Origin of the sequence: Brachybacterium vulturis, from assembly GCF_043641765.1 — a bacterium.
Lineage (GTDB): Bacteria > Actinomycetota > Actinomycetes > Actinomycetales > Dermabacteraceae > Brachybacterium > Brachybacterium vulturis_A.
The window spans coordinates 117,122-132,720 of the sequence record NZ_JBHZRO010000010.1 but is presented as its reverse complement, the minus strand read 5'-3'; the positions used below and the strand labels follow the sequence as shown (position 1 = coordinate 132,720).

Annotated in this window: 14 protein-coding genes; 6 read left to right on the top strand and 8 right to left on the bottom strand. The window is 71.7% G+C overall.

Annotation, left to right across the window (positions count from 1 at the left end):
* Window positions 1-42: 42 nt before the first annotated feature.
* Window positions 43-588, bottom strand: a complete 546-nt coding sequence (locus tag ACHUEU_RS09815) for a hypothetical protein (RefSeq protein WP_394215836.1) — start codon at window positions 586-588, stop codon at window positions 43-45.
* A gap of 219 nt (window positions 589-807) precedes the next feature.
* Here ACHUEU_RS09815 and ACHUEU_RS09810 point away from each other — a divergent pair, with 219 nt between their 5' ends.
* Window positions 808-1,695, top strand: coding sequence for a LysM peptidoglycan-binding domain-containing protein (locus ACHUEU_RS09810; protein WP_394215834.1), 888 nt, complete (start codon window positions 808-810; stop codon window positions 1,693-1,695).
* A complete protein-coding gene (locus ACHUEU_RS09805) occupies window positions 1,692-2,087 on the top strand; it encodes an Rv3235 family protein (protein WP_394215832.1) in 396 nt (131 codons plus the stop codon). The genes ACHUEU_RS09810 and ACHUEU_RS09805 overlap by 4 nt, the downstream gene beginning before the upstream one ends.
* 1 nt (window position 2,088) lies before the next feature.
* On the opposite strand, the gene secA is transcribed toward ACHUEU_RS09805, so the two are convergent.
* The 7 genes from secA to mtrA all read right to left on the bottom strand — a co-directional run bounded on the left by secA (window position 2,089) and on the right by mtrA (window position 11,335).
* The gene (gene secA, locus ACHUEU_RS09800; RefSeq protein WP_394215830.1) at window positions 2,089-5,127 is read right to left on the bottom strand and encodes a preprotein translocase subunit SecA; all 3,039 of its coding nucleotides are present in this window, start codon (window positions 5,125-5,127) and stop codon (window positions 2,089-2,091) included.
* A 98-nt stretch (window positions 5,128-5,225) separates the two neighbouring features.
* A complete protein-coding gene (locus ACHUEU_RS09795; protein WP_394215828.1) occupies window positions 5,226-5,366 on the bottom strand; it encodes a hypothetical protein in 141 nt (46 codons plus the stop codon).
* Window positions 5,367-5,451: 85 nt separating this feature from the next.
* Window positions 5,452-6,111 (bottom strand): ribosome hibernation-promoting factor, HPF/YfiA family, encoded by a 660-nt coding sequence (gene hpf / locus ACHUEU_RS09790; RefSeq protein WP_394215826.1) that lies wholly within the window; start codon window positions 6,109-6,111, stop codon window positions 5,452-5,454.
* 181 nt (window positions 6,112-6,292) lie between these two features.
* Window positions 6,293-7,081 carry a phosphoribosyltransferase family protein gene (locus ACHUEU_RS09785; RefSeq protein WP_394215824.1) on the bottom strand — a complete coding sequence of 263 codons (789 nt, stop codon included), beginning with the start codon at window positions 7,079-7,081 and terminating at the stop codon, window positions 6,293-6,295.
* A gap of 102 nt (window positions 7,082-7,183) precedes the next feature.
* The gene (locus ACHUEU_RS09780) at window positions 7,184-8,887 is read right to left on the bottom strand and encodes an LpqB family beta-propeller domain-containing protein (RefSeq protein ID WP_394215822.1); all 1,704 of its coding nucleotides are present in this window, start codon (window positions 8,885-8,887) and stop codon (window positions 7,184-7,186) included.
* Window positions 8,884-10,605, bottom strand: a complete 1,722-nt coding sequence (mtrB, locus tag ACHUEU_RS09775; protein ID WP_394215820.1) for an MtrAB system histidine kinase MtrB — start codon at window positions 10,603-10,605, stop codon at window positions 8,884-8,886. The genes ACHUEU_RS09780 and mtrB overlap by 4 nt, the downstream gene beginning before the upstream one ends.
* A 34-nt stretch (window positions 10,606-10,639) precedes the next feature.
* Window positions 10,640-11,335: an MtrAB system response regulator MtrA gene (gene mtrA / locus ACHUEU_RS09770; protein ID WP_394215818.1), complete on the bottom strand. Its 696-nt coding sequence runs from the start codon at window positions 11,333-11,335 to the stop codon at window positions 10,640-10,642.
* A 214-nt stretch (window positions 11,336-11,549) separates the two neighbouring features.
* Here mtrA and ACHUEU_RS09765 point away from each other — a divergent pair, with 214 nt between their 5' ends.
* Genes ACHUEU_RS09765 through ACHUEU_RS09750 form a run of 4 tightly spaced genes read left to right on the top strand, consistent with a single transcriptional unit; the run spans window position 11,550 to window position 15,593 of the window.
* A complete protein-coding gene (locus tag ACHUEU_RS09765) occupies window positions 11,550-12,689 on the top strand; it encodes a glycerophosphoryl diester phosphodiesterase membrane domain-containing protein (RefSeq protein WP_394215816.1) in 1,140 nt (379 codons plus the stop codon).
* On the top strand, window positions 12,686-13,357 hold the full coding sequence (locus ACHUEU_RS09760; protein ID WP_394215814.1) for a DUF4129 domain-containing protein: 672 nt from the start codon (window positions 12,686-12,688) through the stop codon (window positions 13,355-13,357). The genes ACHUEU_RS09765 and ACHUEU_RS09760 overlap by 4 nt, the downstream gene beginning before the upstream one ends.
* Window positions 13,354-14,571: a DUF4350 domain-containing protein gene (locus tag ACHUEU_RS09755; RefSeq protein WP_394215812.1), complete on the top strand. Its 1,218-nt coding sequence runs from the start codon at window positions 13,354-13,356 to the stop codon at window positions 14,569-14,571. The genes ACHUEU_RS09760 and ACHUEU_RS09755 overlap by 4 nt, the downstream gene beginning before the upstream one ends.
* Window positions 14,568-15,593 (top strand): AAA family ATPase, encoded by a 1,026-nt coding sequence (locus ACHUEU_RS09750; RefSeq protein WP_394215810.1) that lies wholly within the window; start codon window positions 14,568-14,570, stop codon window positions 15,591-15,593. Before ACHUEU_RS09755 ends, ACHUEU_RS09750 begins: the two co-directional genes overlap by 4 nt.
* The last annotated feature ends 6 nt before the right edge of the window (window positions 15,594-15,599 follow it).

Sequence of the window (15,599 nt, the reverse complement as noted above, 5' to 3'; positions counted from 1 at the left end):
TCGGCGACGCGTGAGGCACCGGCGCGCCGTCCCTGCGTCGGTTCAGCCCAGTTGCACGACCCGCAGGGCCGAGAGCGCCACGGTGATCCGTGCGGAGCCCGGCACCGCGGAGGACTCCCCCGTCGGCAGTGAACGGATGTCGAGCGCATCAGCACCGACGGCGGCGATACGTCTGGTCAGGACGCCACCGGACGTCTCCAGGCGCACCACGCTGCGGTCCCGGGCGATCTCGCGCAGGATCGAGCCGAGTGTCCACGAGGAGCTCGGCGAATCCTCGGCGAGCCGCGCCCGGGAGGGCAGCCCCTCCACCATCACGACCGCGGCCAGCGGAACCACCGCGCTGCGACCGCCCCCCTTCGCGGTGAGGGCGATCCATTCCGTCGCCGCCTCCCGCACCGTGCCGGCCACTCTCACCGAGCCACCGAGATGCAGCGTCACCGGGTGTCCCTGGGCACCCCGGAACCGGTCGGCGAGGGTCAGCTGGCCCCGCTCGGCACGGGTGAGGTCCTCGGAGACCGCCCGCACCTCTTCCTGCTGATGATGGGCGAACTGGCCCTCGAGGTCCTCGAAGATCCGCTCGAATCGCATGGCCCCACTGTAGGCGGCCGGGCTCGACGCGAGGCCGGCGGCGACCGCTCCTCCCCACCGCGGCCCCGTCCACACGATGGCCAGATCCCATTGCGGAGTACGTCACATGAGACTACTTTGCCTCTAAAGGCAGTCAATCTCATCAAACTGCATCAAACTGCATCTGAACGTGCGGTCATGACGGCCGGTGCGGGCAGAGCACGATCTCCAGGGGTATCCATGCGCGACGCTTCTTCGACACCGGCCGTGCCCCGGCCGGGAGCCAGCCTGCTGGGCGGGGTGATCGCCGCTGCCGGGGCTCTGGCCATGGGGGCGACGATCCGTTCTCTCCGCGAGCTGGCTCAGACCTCTCACGGGCACGAGATCCTGATCCTCTGGGTGCTCCTCGGCCTGGCCTGTCTCGGTGCTCTGCTCTGCCTCCACCTCACCCTCATCTGGGTTCTGGCGGCGACGATCCTGCTGGCCGGGCCGGCGAGCCGCACGGGTGCTGCGCTGCTGGGTCCGCTGCGGGTGCTCGCTCCCCGCCTGGCCCGTCGCCTCGCGAGCGGAGCCGCGGTCGCGACCGCCGCCACCGCCTTGACGCTCGCTCCCGGAATCGCGAGCCCGGACCAGTTCACCTCCGATCAGGAGCCGGGCGCGCTCCCGGTCACCCGGAGCGCTGAGTTGCTCTCGACCGAAGCGCCACCGACCGATCCCGCGCCGGAGGCCGCGGCCCCGGTCAGCAACGGGCCGGGGACGGGAGCGGCGAGCCCCGGCGCTCCCCTGCCCCCGCTCGGCTGGGGCGGCGAGCCCTCGCCGGCGGCGACCGACGGCGGGGTCCCGGCGGCTCCGGACGCCGGCACCTCGGGCCAGGACATCCCCGACGCCGATCCGGACCGTCCGCCGCCCGCACCGATGCGCACCATCGTCGTCCAGCAGGGCGACAGCCTGTGGAGCATCTCGGACGGGCTGCTGGGGCCGGACGCCTCCGATCCTGCGGAGATCGCCGCCACCTGGCCGCTCCTCCACGAGACCAATCGAGGCGTGATCGGCGATGACCCGGATCGACTCCGTCCCGGCCAACAGCTCACCGTTCCCACCGCAATGACCACCCAGGACATGCCATGACCACCACTGATCAGCGCCCCGCGCATTCCGCCGCCCACGCCGTCGCCCCGGACGATCCGCACACCGTCGAGCCGCTGGTGGCTCCCGTGGCCAGACGCGCCGTGGAGATCATCCGCGACATGCGCCCCGAGAATTCCCTGGCCCGGCTCATCACCCCGGAGGTGGGGCAGCAGCTGGCGCGGCGCGCCGCGCTGACCCGCAGACTGCGGGCCACCACCGGCTACGCGCCGCCACGTCAGCTGAGCGTGACCGGTGTGCGCCTGTGCGTGGTCAACGATCACACGGTCGAGGCCAGCTGTGTGCTGCGCGAGCCCGATCGCGCACGGTTCCTCGCCATGCGCTGGGAACTCCGCCACACGGGCTGGCGAGTGACGGTGCTGGAGATCGGCTGACTCAGCGTCGCCGACGCTGCTTGCGTCGCTGGGACCGGTTCGGTCCGGAGCCCTGGGGCGCGCCGTCAGGTTTGTCCTGCACCGTCTCGTGCGCCGCACCGTCCGCGGCCTCACCCTGATGATGACGCGCATGATGACGGCGCTGGGCCCGTGACATCGTCGAGGCGTCCTGGACCCCGCTGCCCTCGGCGGAGGTGTACCTCAGCTGCCGCCCCGCCGGGCCGTCGTCCAGACCCTTCGCACGCAGCGTCACCGAGTCCTCCTGCGCGAGCTGATCGACGTCCTCGTCCTCGGAGCTGTCCGCCGTCTCCCCGCCCTCACCGTCGCCATCGCTCGCCGACGGGGCATCCTGCGCGACGGGAGCCCCGGTCGTGACGGTCTCCGCCTCCGCGTCCGCGTCGGTCGTCGCGACTGCTCCGGCACCGTCAGCGTCCTTCGTCGTCGTGGCCGCGGCGCCCGCCCCGAGCGCACCACCGCGGGCAGACGTGCCCGCACCGCGCAGGAGATCGCTGACGGCTTTGGGCACCACCGGTTCAGCCTTCTCCACCTGGACCTCGAGGTGGTAGATGTAGCCGACGACGTCCTCCTTCACCCCGGCCATCATGTCGTTGAACATGAGGTGTCCCTCGCGCTCGTACTCGATGAGCGGATCGCGCTGGGCCATCGCCCGCAGGCCGATGCCCTCCTTGAGGTAGTCCATCTCGTAGAGGTGCTCGCGCCAGCGCCGGTCCAGGACCGACAGGAGGACACGGCGCTGCAGCTGCCGCAGCCCCTCCTCGCCGATCTCCTCGCGACGCTTCTCGTAGGCGACGCGGGCGTCCGCCAGGATCTCCTCCTTGAGGACTCCCGCCTCGAGGTTCTCCTTGCCGCCGACCTCCTCGACGAGCTCGTCGGCGGTCAGCGAGACCGGGTACGCCGGGCGCAGGGCACCCCAGAGCTCCTCGAGGTCGACGTCCTCCGCGGGCCTGCCCGTGGTGTGGGCATCGACGGTGCCGCCGATGACCTCGTCGATGAAGCGCTCGATGTGCTCCTCGAGCTCCTCGCCCTCGAGGATCCGAGCGCGCTCCTCGTAGAACTTCTTGCGCTGCTTGGTCAGCACGTCGTCGTACTTCAGGACGTTCTTGCGGATCTCGGCGTTGCGGGACTCGATCGAGTTCTGCGCCCGCTGGATCGCGCCGGAGACCATCCGGCCGGTCAGCGGGATCGACTCGTCGACGCCGCCGCGGGCCAGCAGCGACTCCGCCGCCCCCGAGTTGAACAGCCGCATCAGATCATCCTGGAGCGAGAGGTAGAAACGGGACTCACCCGGATCGCCCTGACGGCCGGAGCGGCCGCGCAGCTGATTGTCGATGCGACGGGACTCGTGCCGCTCCGTGCCCAGCACGTACAGGCCGCCCAGCTGGACCACCTCGTCATGCTGCTCGGCCACTGCGTCCTTGGCCCGCTCGAGCTCCTCGTCCCAGGCCGCCTCGTAGGCCTCCTGGTCCTCCTCGGAATCCAGGCCCCGCTTCTCGAGCTCCGCATGAGCCATGAACTCGACGTTGCCGCCGAGCATGATGTCCGTGCCGCGGCCGGCCATGTTCGTCGCCACGGTGACGGCGCCCTTCGCCCCGGCCATCGCCACGATCGCCGCTTCTCCGGCGTGGTTCTTCGCGTTGAGCACCTCGTGCTCCACGCCCTGGGCCGTCAGCAGCTTGCCCAGGTACTCGGACTTCTCGACGCTGGTGGTGCCCACCAGCACCGGCTGGCCCTTCTCATGCCGTTCGACGATGTCCTCGACGACCGCGTCGAACTTCGCCTTCTCCGTGCGGTAGATGCGGTCGGCCTCGTCCTCGCGCTGCATCGGCTTGTGCGTGGGGATCGGCACCACGCCCAGGTCGTAGGTGTTCATGAACTCGGCGGCCTCGGTCTCGGCGGTGCCGGTCATGCCGGAGAGCTTCTCGTAGAGCTTGAAGTAGTTCTGGAGGGTGATCGTGGCGAGGGTCTGGTTCTCGGCCTTGATCTTCACCCCCTCCTTGGCCTCGATCGCCTGGTGCATGCCCTCGTTGTAGCGGCGCCCGGCGAGGATGCGACCGGTGTGCTCATCGACGATCATCACCTCGCCGTTGAGGACCACGTAGTCCTTGTCGCTCTTGAACAGCTCCTTCGCCTTGATGGCGTTGTTGAGGAAACCGATCAGCGGGGTGTTCAGCGACTCGTACAGGTTGTCGATGCCGAGGTGGTCCTCCACCCTGTCGATGCCGGCCTCGAGCACGCCGACGGTGCGCTTCTTCTCGTCGACCTCGTAGTCGCGGTCCTTGCGCAGGAGCCCCACGACCTTCGCGAACTCGCTGAACCACTTGTTGGCGTCCCCCGACCCGGGACCGGAGATGATCAGCGGGGTGCGGGCCTCGTCGATGAGGATCGAATCGACCTCGTCGACGATCGCGAAGAAATGACCGCGCTGGACCCGCTCCTCCGGCTTGAGCGCCATGTTGTCGCGCAGATAGTCGAAGCCGAACTCGTTGTTGGTGCCGTAGGTGATGTCCGCGGCATACTGCTCGCGACGCTCCGTCGGAGTCATCCCCGATTTGATGACACCGGTGGTCAGGCCCAGCAAACGGAATACCCGGCCCATCAGGTCGCTCTGGTAGCCGGCGAGGTAGTCGTTGACGGTGATGATGTGGACGCCCTTGCCGGCCAGCGCGTTGAGATAGGCCGGCAGCGTGGCGACCAGGGTCTTGCCCTCACCGGTCTTCATCTCGGCGATGCGTCCGCGGTGCAGCGCGGCACCCCCCATGATCTGCACGTCATAGGGGCGCTGCCCCAGGGTGCGCTGGGCTGCCTCGCGCACCGCGGCGAAGGCCTCGACCAGAATGTCGTCGAGGGTCTCTCCGGCCTCGAGCCGCTCCTTGAAGTGGTCCGTCTCGGCGCGGAGCTCATCATCGGTGAGCTCCGTGAAGACGTCCTCTGCCTCCCCCACTCGCTGGGCGATGGCTTCGAGCCTGCGCAGCTCCCGGCCTTCGCCGGCGCGCAGGATCTTGTCGAAGAGGTTGACCACTCGTGCTCCCGTAGATCGCGTGTCCGCCCTCGTGGGCGGCTGGTGCCTGCCCCATCGTATGCGTCACCGTCCTCATTGGTGACCACCTGCGCGCATCATCACCCGGTGTCGGCTCCCCGCTGAGCGAACTCCGCCGGGGCGGCCGAGCTGCGGCGGGCGCACCCCATGCCCTGGGCCCGCAGGGCGATCCGGCGGGCGCGGCTCCGGGTGAGGGTCGAGCTGGTCGGCACTGGGCTCATCGGCGCGGTGCCCCCTGCGGAGTCGGCACGACGAAGGGCGGGAGGAGGCTGCCTCGCTCCTCCCGCCCTGATCCGTCGTGGGAGCTCAGGCGGTCAGCTCGGACTCGAGCTCGATGACTCCGTAGTTCCATCCCTTGCGGCGATAGACCACTTTCGGGTGGCCGGATTCGGCGTCGACGAAGAGGAAGAAGTCGTGCCCCACGAGCTCCATCCGGTTCAGCGCATCCTCGATGCTCATCGGCTTGGCAGGGTGCTTCTTCTTCCGGATGACGACAGGACTGCCGGCGTCCGCCAGATCGATCTCGTTGCCCTGGGGGGCCTCTTCCGGCTCGTCCGCGAGCTCCGGCGACGCTTCCTGGAGCGCGGCGGGAAGGTCCTGATCCGCGGGCATCGTGCGCAGGCTCGCACCCGCGCCCTGGTGCGAGCGATCGCGTCCCCGACGGTGATCCTTGCGACGGTCACGGGCGCGCCGGAGTCGTTCGAGGAGTTTGCCGTAGGCGATGTCCAGCGCCCCGTAGAGATCGTCCGCTCGGGCCTCGGAGCGGATCACGGAGCCGTTCTCGTGCACGGTGAGCTCGACCCGATCGCTGAGCTCAGCCTGCCTGGGGTTCTTCTCCTGTGAGACCTCGACGTCCACGCGGAGGGCCGCGGGGGCGAGCTGGGTGACCTTGTCGAGCTTGTCGGTGAGATGGCGACGGAATCGATCCGGGACGTCCATATGGCGTCCGACGACATTGATCTCCATGAGTGGGTTCTCCTCCTATCAGGATGCGGCCGCTCTGAGCCCGGCCGCGATGGCTCTTCGGCTGGGTGTCGCACCTCCTGGGGAAGGGGGCCCCGCCCTGCTGTGGCGAGTCACACAAGCATGCCACGATTCGCTGGAAGTTTTCTGTCCGTTCGTCCTCTGGTCCGCGGCGGTCCGCTGCTCAGGCGGCGGCGTCAGGTCCGCTGGGCGAGGGCGGCAGACGGGCTGCCGCGACCACCACCGCGCCGAGCACCTGCATGCCTGCGGTGCTGAGAGCGTCGTGCATCCCGCGCAGGGTGGCACCGGTGGTGACGACGTCGTCGACGATGATCACCGGTTGCGACCGTCGACCGGCGGCGCGCGCCCGCCCGCCCGCCAGGTGGATGCGGCGGGCCCGCCGCTGGCGGGCCCCCTGGCCGTCCTGAGCTGTCGTGGGCCGGGCGCGCAGCAGCAGGGCCTGCCCGGTGCCCGTGCGTTCGATCGCCCGCACCAGCTCCGCGGTGTGGTCCTCGCCGCGACGCAGCCGGACGCTGCGCCGGGAGGGCACCGGGACCAGTCCGGGGACGGGGACGTCGGCGGCCGCGGCGAGCTGGGCGACAGCGGGCGCCAGCGCCGGGGCGATCCGCGCCCCGAGATGCAGCATCCCGCCGTTCTTCCAGGCCAGCACCATACGCTGCAGGTTGCCGCCGTACTCCCCGAGCGCGAGCACCGGCAGCAGCGAGCGATGGTCCACCCCGGCCGGCAGGGTGAGCCCGGCATGGTGCTCCTTGTGGACCCGGGCGGCGGCGAGCACCTGCAGGGCGTCGCAGCTGCTCTCGACCCGGCGCGGCGCCGCCTCCAGCAGGGTCGCGCAGTGCGCGCACAGCCAGGTCCCCTCCTGGCCGCACGGGCACTGCCGCGGAGCGACCAGCGCGCAGGTCTGGGCGATCACCTCGCGCAGCCGCGGCCGCTGCCCTCCGTGCGGTGCCATGCCCGGATCTCAGCACATCGTGAAGGCATCGTGGTCAGGACGGGGGCCGCTGTGGACAGCCCGGTGGCGGGGAGGAACGGTCGCGGTCCGTCCTGCGAGCGGTCAGTAGAACGAGGGGTCATGGCCCTTCTGGTCGATCATGGTCCACCCGTCCCCGTCGCTGCGCAGGAGCTCGTCGTCGTTGGTGCTGGCCCACACCGCCTCGGCCACCACGGACCCGGCGATGCGGTCGGTGCCGGCGGCGAGGGCGGGCAGCGACTCCCGGCCGCTGGCGAGGTCGATGATCTGCGCCCGTCGCTCCTCGGACGTGGGCTCCGTGCCGAGCATCAGCAGTGCCACCTCGTCGTACCAGACGACCTGGGTGATGTCGGCGAGGAAGGTGCGCAGGGACCGCGGGTCGGTGAGCGAGGCCGGGGCCCCGTCGGAGTCCCGCACCACGGCGCACAGGTCGACGCGGGCGCCGGCGGTGTCGGTGGACAGCACGACCATCCGGGTGGCGTCGGCCGCGATGTCCAGCGCCCGGATCTCGCGACCGGTCAGCCAGGGGGCGTCGACCTTCGCATCGAGGTCGGGCCCGCGGCCCGACAGGGCGAGCAGGACCCCGGGGCTGGTGCGGGTCGAGGTCCACACGTACCCCGCGTCGTCCACCCGGGGCGGCACGAAGGAGCCACCGGTCGCCGCCACGCGCAGCGGCAGCGACTCATCCGCGGTGGCGATGAGGACGCTGGATCCCTCCGGGTCCAGGGCCGCGGAGAGCACCCCGTCCTGGGCGATCACCGGGAAGGCGAGCTCGATCTCGGCGAAGGCCGGGACCAGCTGCGGGGCGGGCGTCCCCGCGCCGTTGTCGGACAGCGAGATGACACCGGTGGGGCCCGCGGCGATCGGCCGGTGCCCCGGCAGGGTGCGCTCGACCTGGTTCTGCTCCTCGAGCGTCAGATCCCGTCCGTCCAGCACCAGACCCACGCCGGTCGAGGAGCGCAGGGATTGCAGCGAGGCCTCCAGCTGGGCCAGGGCCAGCGCCCGCGGGCCGGCCGCCAGGTTCGCGATCGCGGTGGGCACGGTGATCTGCGCGGTGCCGTCCACCCCCGTCGTGGTGACCGCGTCGGAGCCGCTGAGAATCCGCGGCACCCGGTTGATGACCGCTCCGTCCAGGAAGTCCGAGGGGCCGACGCTGAGCGCCTCCAGCACGGCGGAGGCGCCGCGCCGCAGCGGGAACCAGCGGTGGTCGGGCACCAGATGCCGCTCACGCGCGTCGAGGAAGTAGAGCTGGGCCGGGCCGTACAGCGTCTCGAAGGCCGCCTCGGACAGGAAGATGCCATCGGGCACCTCGCTCAGTCGCCACTGGTCCTCGACCTGTTCGACCGCGACCTCGATCTCGCGCGAGGTGGGCCCGGAGAGCACGCTGCGCACCCCGTGATCGTCGAGGAGCGCGACGGCCTTCAGCACGACCGCGAGCCGGCCCTCACCGCTCTCGGCGACCTTCAGCTCCTGGCTGCCGGAATAGATCGTGATGAGGGCCTCGGGGTCCCAGGTCGCGGACGCCTCCGGGGTGAGGTAGTCGCGGGCCACGGCGAAGTTCTCCTCGGAGCCGACGCCTGCCTGGACGAACCCGGCGACGACCTCCTGGGCGGTGGCGTCCGGTGGTGGCGGCAGCGCTCGCACGTAGGGCGCGCCGGGCTGGGTCTGCCCGGTGAGCGTCCGGCGGGAGATGGGCGATGCCGTGGGGATGCGCGCACAGGCCGTCCCCAGACCGAGCACGGCCGCGGCACCCGCGGCCCTCAGCACGTCGCGTCGTGCAGGTCTCATCGCTCTCCTCCGGGGCCGTCGAGGTCGGGGTCCGGCTCCTCCGTGGTCTCCTCGAGGTCAGGGAGCACCTCGGGACCGACCCTGATCTCGCCGGTGGGGGTCGAGGAGACCGCAGCATCGGCCTCGTCCCGATCGAACGAGCGTTCCAGGAGCAGCGGGGAGCGGGTCAGGACGGCCCCGGGCCGGCGGGGGATGGTCAGGCGGAACACCGCGCCCTCGCCCTCCTGCCCCCAGGCCTGCAGCCAGCCGTCGTGGAGCCGGGCATCCTCGGCGGAGATCGACAGCCCCAGGCCGGTGCCCCCGATGGTCCGGGCCCGTGAGGGGTCTGCACGCCAGAAGCGGTCGAAGACGTGCTGCGCATCCTCCGGGGAGATGCCGTGGCCGTGGTCCTGGACGACCACCGCCACGGACTCGGCGTCGGCGGCGGTCTGGACGAGCACCGACCGGCCGGCGCCGTGCTCGATCGCATTGGTGAGCAGATTGCGCAGGATCCGGTCGATGCGGCGCGCATCCACCATCGCTGAGACGTCGTCCCCGGCCAGGTGCACATCCAGCAGGCAGCCGCGGTCCACCGCCAGCGGGCGGACGTCCTCGAGCGCACGCTCGACGAGCGCGTCGATGTCCTCCCGATGGGCCTCGAGCTCGGCGGCGCCGGCGTCGAACCGGGAGATCTCCAGCAGGTCCACCAGCAGCACCTCGAAGCGTCGGACCTGCGCCGAGAGCAGCTCCGCCGTGCGCCGCAGCTCGCCGGGCAGGTCCCCGCTGCGCGCATCCAGCACGGAGGAGGCCATACGAATGGTGGTCAGCGGGGTGCGCAGCTCGTGCGAGACGTCGGAGACGAACCGCTGCTGGAGGTGGGAGAGCTCGGTGAGGTCGTCGACCTTCTGCGCCAGGCTGCGGGCCATGTCGTTGAACGACTCCCCCACTCGCGCCAGCTCATCGGCCCCTGCCACCTCGACCCGGCTGGTGAGGTCCCCCGCAGCCATGCGCTCGGCGGCGTGCGCCGCTTTCTTCAGGGGCGTGGTGACCATCCGTGCGACGACGATCGCGATGCCGACGATCAGCGCGAGCAGGACCGCCCCGCCGCCGAGGATCACCCGTTGCACGAAGGCGAGGGTCTTCTCCTCCTCCTCCAGGGAGTAGACGAGATAGAGGTCGTAGGAGCCCGCACCGGGCACGATCACCCGGGTGCCGACCAGCAGCGCCGGAAGGGTGTCGCCTGCCGAGTCCTCGCGGCCGATCGAGCGCCAGGACATCGCCTCGGGGTGATCGGCCACCGCGGCCGTGAGCTCGTCGTCGAGCTCATTGAAGAGGCTGCCGTCCGAGGACGCCACCGGGAAGACGGTCCCCGCTGTCTCCACCGGGATCAGCACCACCTCGCGTCGCTCCCCGCCTCCCTGCCCGCCCGCGGTCTGGACGAAGGCGTTGACCGCGTCCTGCTGCTGGGTGCTGGTGGCGCCGGATATCTGCGCGAGGGTCTCGGCGAGGTCGCTCCGGACCTCGAGGGTCTCCTCGAGCACGCGGTCGCGCCGCTGCTCGTACAGCCCGTCAGCGATCACCGAGGAGAGATAGGCGCCGACGGTGAGCAGGGCGACGATCGACAGCAGCGTCGTCACCAGCACCACGCGCAGCGCGAGCGGCCAGCTGCGCGGATCGGCGCCGAGCACCGCACGCCCGCTCTCCGGGGCGGGCGCCCCGCCGTCGAGGGGGGTGCTCACTGACGCGCCACGGTTCGCAGGACCCGTCCGCTGCTCAGGATCCGCCCCCGGCGCGGTAGCCGACGCCGCGCACGGTCACGACGATCTCAGGATGCTCGGGGTCGTGCTCGATCTTCGAGCGCAGCCGCTGGACGTGGACGTTGACCAGACGGGTGTCGGCGCTGTGGCGGTATCCCCACACGTCGCGCAGCAGCACGTCGCGGGTGAACACCTGCCACGGCTTGCGCGCCAGCTGGGTGAGCAGATCGAACTCGAGCGGGGTCAACGAGATCAGGTCCTCGCCCCGCCGCACCTCGTGGCCGTCGACATCGATGGTGAGATCACCGATGGCCAGCTTCTCCGTGGTGGGCTCCTCGACCCGCCGCACCCGGGCCATGATCCGCGCCACCAGCTCCTCCGGTTCGAAGGGCTTGGTGAGATAGTCGTCGGCTCCCGCCTCGAGCCCCTCGACCACATCCGCGGTGTCGGTGCGGGCCGTGAGCATGAGGATCGGCACGCCGGACTCGCGGCGCAGCCGACGGCACACCTCGATGCCGTCCATCCCGGGCAGCATGAGATCCAGCAGGACCAGATCGGGCCGCAGGCGCGGGAAGGTCTCCAGCGCCGAGGCACCGTCCGGCGAGGTCGCGACCTCGTAGCCCTTGCCGCGCAGAACGATGCCGACCATCTCGGCGATCGCCTGATCGTCATCGACCACGAGTATCCGTGAAGGCGTCGTCATGGAGGTCATTGTGCCACCGAACGGGGCGCGGACCTGGGAGGCCGGTCGCTCAGGGGTGTCCGGAAGACGCGAGGTCCTCGACGTTCGTCGGATCATGGCAGGGCCCGGGACTCCGTAGTGTCGTCCCAGGAGCCCCCGCTCCCGCTCCCGCCGCGTCCGGCCCGGACGCGGCGGGCGGCGACCTACGCGACAGGGACGACAGGGACGATCAGCAGGAGGACCGATGAGCATGCCGTGGACCGCCCCGGGCTCGACGGCCGGCGAGGAGCCGTCGACCGCCCCCGACGGCGAGCGCTCCGGGCCGCCGCCGTACGGCGCCCCCGACGGCGGGCGGCCCCCGGGAGGCCCGCGCCGCGAGCTGGCACAGTCGATGCCGCTGTTCCCGCTGCGTCCGCTGGGACTGGGCGAGGTGCTCGGTGCGGCGGTGCGGATCTACCGCCTGCGGCCACGCTCCGTGCTGGGCGTCGCCGCCGCCGTCTACGGCGTCGCCTTCGTCGTCCTGACCTTCGTGACCGGGGCCAGCATGGTCCCCATGATCGGGGACATGCAGTCGATGATGACGGACCCCGCGACCGCGGAGACCGGCGGCGCCCTCACCTCGGTGCGCGATGCGGCGCTGATGATCCTGTCCAGCGCGGTCACCATGATCATCACGATGGTGGCCACCTCGCTGGTGACGGTCGCCCTGACCCGGGTCGCGCTGGGTGAGGCCGTCGGTCGCCCCGTCTCCACCGCGCAGATGTGGGCGAGCATGCGCCGCCGCGGCCTGCCCGCCGTCGCCGTGGGTCTGCTGATCGGGGTGCTGAGCCTGGTCGTCTTCCTGGCGCTGAGCGGATTGGGGATGCTGCCGCTGATCCTGCTCCAGGAGGCCTCCTGGCTGACCGTCCTGCCGCTGGTGATCGGCGTCCTGCTCGGTGCGCTGGCCGTCCTCTGGATCTGGGCGCGCACCGTGCTCGCGGTCCCGTCCCTGGTCCTGGAGGACGTCGGAGTCCTCGGCGCGATCCGTCGCAGCGTCGCCCTGACCCGCGGAGGCCGGCTGTGGAGGGTGTTCGGCACCGCCCTGCTGCTGTACCTGCTCTACATGTTCGCGGTGCAGGTCATCGCCGGTGTGTTCGGCACCGTCGCCGTCATCGCCTACCTGGCGATCCTGCTCGCCTCCTCCTTCGAGGCGATCGTGCTGGGCATGATCGTGCTGACGATCCTCTCGATGGCGGGCAGCTACGCGGCGACGTTCCTCCTGGCCCCCTTCCTCTCCGCCGGCGTCGTGGCGATCTACGCCGATGCCCGGATGCGCCATGAGGCCTGGGACGTCGAACTGCTCCGCCGCGCGCGGGAGGCCTGGGACGCGGACGGCCTGCGATGATCCCCGCCGCACCGCCGCCCCAGGACCCGGACGAGGCCCGGGCCCGGATCCTCGAGGAGCTCGCGAAGTCCGAGTACGACGACTCCCCCGGGTTCATCCAGTGGCTGCTCAGCACGCTCGAGCGGTGGCTGCTGGAAGTGCTGGACGGCATCGACGGCTCCTCCACGGCTCAGGCCGGCATCGCCGTGGTGCTGGCGCTCGTCCTGGCCGCGGCGGTCTTCCTGGTGCTGCGACGCACCGGACTGATCCGCCGCAGCCACGCCCTCACGGTCGCGGCCCAGCTCGACGCCGACACCGTGCTCGGCGCCGCCCAGCTGCGTCGGGCGGCGCGCGAGGCGAGCGCGGCGGGCCGCACCGATGACGCCACCGTGCTGGCCCTGCGTGCGCTGGTGCGCGATCTCGAGGAGCGCACCCTGCTGGAGGTGACCGCCGGGATGACCGCGCACGAGGCCGCCCAGCGGGCCGGAGCGTCCTTCCCCGAGCTGCGCGGCCGCCTGCTGCGCGGGGCCGACGCCTTCGACACCGCCGCGTACTCGCACCGCCCGGCCACCGCCAAGCAGGCGGACGACCTGCTGCGCCTGGCCGAGTACATCGCGGAATCCGCCCCCGACCTGTCCGGCACCGAGCAGGCGGAGGCGCCCGCCGCCGGGACCGGTGCGGGCGCATGAGCATCTCCGACGCCCCGACGGCGAGGTCGACGGACCGGCCGGAGCCGGGCCCGCCCGCCTCGTCCCCGGATGGCTCCGGCCGGGAGCGTCGCCACCCCCTGCTGATCACCTTCATCGTGATCGCGATGGTCGCGGCGCTCCTGGCCTCCGTCGCGCGCGGCTTCTACCGCGATGGTCCCCTCGAGCCGGACGCCCCGACCGGCCAGGGCTCCAGAGCGGTCGTGGAGGTGCTGGGCGACCTCGGGGTCGAGGTCGACGTGGACCGTCACACCGCCGATGCCGCCGCCGCCCTGCGGGAGGGGCGCACCGTGCTGCTCACCGCACCCGGCGAGCTCAATGCCCGCCAGCTCACCGCACTGGCCGAGGCCCGGGACGCGAACGGGGCGCGCCTGGTGCTCGTCCAGCCCGATTTCGTGGCCCTGTCCTCTCTCACCCCGGAGATCAGTCCGTCCGGGGCACTGCGTGACGGCGGTCGGATCGAGGCGGGACCCGAGTGCGGGGACCTCGCCCACCGGGCGCGGCTGGTCGAGATGCCGACCGCGGAGGACGGGCTCCGCGGGGCGGCCTCCCTGTACCGGACCTCGGACGGGGCCCGGAGCTGCTTTCAGTCCGACAGCGGCGCGCTGGTGGCCGAGCACGACGGGGTGCTCGTCCTGGGCAGCGCGGACCTGCTGACCAACGACGGGATCGGACTCGCCGACAACTCCGCGCTGGTGCTGAACCTGCTGGCCGCCGACGGCGAGCTCAGCTGGTACGTCCCCTCCGCGAACGACCCCATGGGCACCACCTCCCTCACCCCGCTGGGATATCTGCCGGACTGGGCGGGCCCGCTGCTGCTGTGGGTGGTGCTGGTGGCCGGCATCGCCCTGGTGGCCGTCGGTCGACGATTCGGTCCGGTGGTCCTGGAGCCCCTGCCGGTGACCGTGCGCCCGCAGGAGCTGGTGCTGGGCCGCGCCCAGCTGCTCCAGCGCGCCGGTGCCCGGGACGATGCCGCCCGCGCGCTGCGCACCGCCGCCTCCACCCGGCTGGCCGACCGCCTCGGGCTCCGCCATGAAACCTCGCTCGACGGCCTGCTCGCGGCACTCCGGCCGCATGCGGACCGCTCCGAGGAGCAGCTGCGCGCCCTGCTCGGCCCCACCCCCGTCCCCAGCGACCAGGACCTCGTCCGCCTCGCGCACGAGCTCGACCGTCTCGAGAAGGAGATCGACCGATGACCGACCCCACCCCGGCTACCGCCCCGCCCCCCGCACCGACCGCTGCCGCGGTCCCGACCGGACCCGAGGTCGATAGCGACACCCGCGCCCAGCTGCAGCAGCTGTCGGCGGAGATCCACAAGGGCGTCGTCGGCCAGGACGCGGCGGTGACCAGCCTGGTCGTGGCGCTGCTGTGCCGCGGCCACGTGCTGCTGGAGGGCGTTCCGGGGGTGGCCAAGACGCTGCTGGTGCGCTCCCTGGCCGCCGCCCTGGACGTGCGCATGCGACGCGTCCAGTTCACGCCGGACATGATGCCCGGCGACATCACCGGCTCCCTGATCTACGACAACACCACCAGCGACCTCGTCTTCCGCGAGGGTCCGGTGTTCACCAACCTGCTGCTGGCCGACGAGATCAACCGCACGCCCCCGAAGACCCAGTCGGCGCTGCTGGAGGCGATGGAGGAGCGGCAGGTGACCGTCGACGGTGCGAGCCGGCCGCTGCCCGACCCGTTCCTGGTGATCGCCACCCAGAACCCGATCGAGTTCGACGGCACCTACACGCTGCCCGAGGCACAGCTGGACCGCTTCCTGCTCAAGGCCGTGATGCCGCTGCCGCAGCGCGAGGTGGAGGTCGACGTGCTGCGCCGCCACGCCGGCGGCTTCGACACCACCGACCTGGCCGCGATGGGGCTGGGCGCGGTGGTGGACATCCCCTCCCTGCACCGCGCCCAGCAGGACGTCGCCCAGGTGGTGGCCGAGGACCCGGTGGTGCAGTACATCGTCGACGTGTGCCGGGCGACCCGTCGCTCCCCGAGCCTCGCCCTGGGTGTCTCGCCGCGCGGCGCGATCGCGCTGCTGCGCACCTCCCGGGCCTGGGCCTACCTCACCGGACGCGACTTCATCACCCCCGACGACGTCAAGACCATGGCCCCCTCCACGCTCTCCCATCGGGTGCGTCTGACCACGGAGGCGGAGCTCGAGGGCACCCAGGTCGAGGCCGTGCTCGCCGCGACCCTCGCCTCCGTGCCGGTCCCCCGCTGAGGCGAC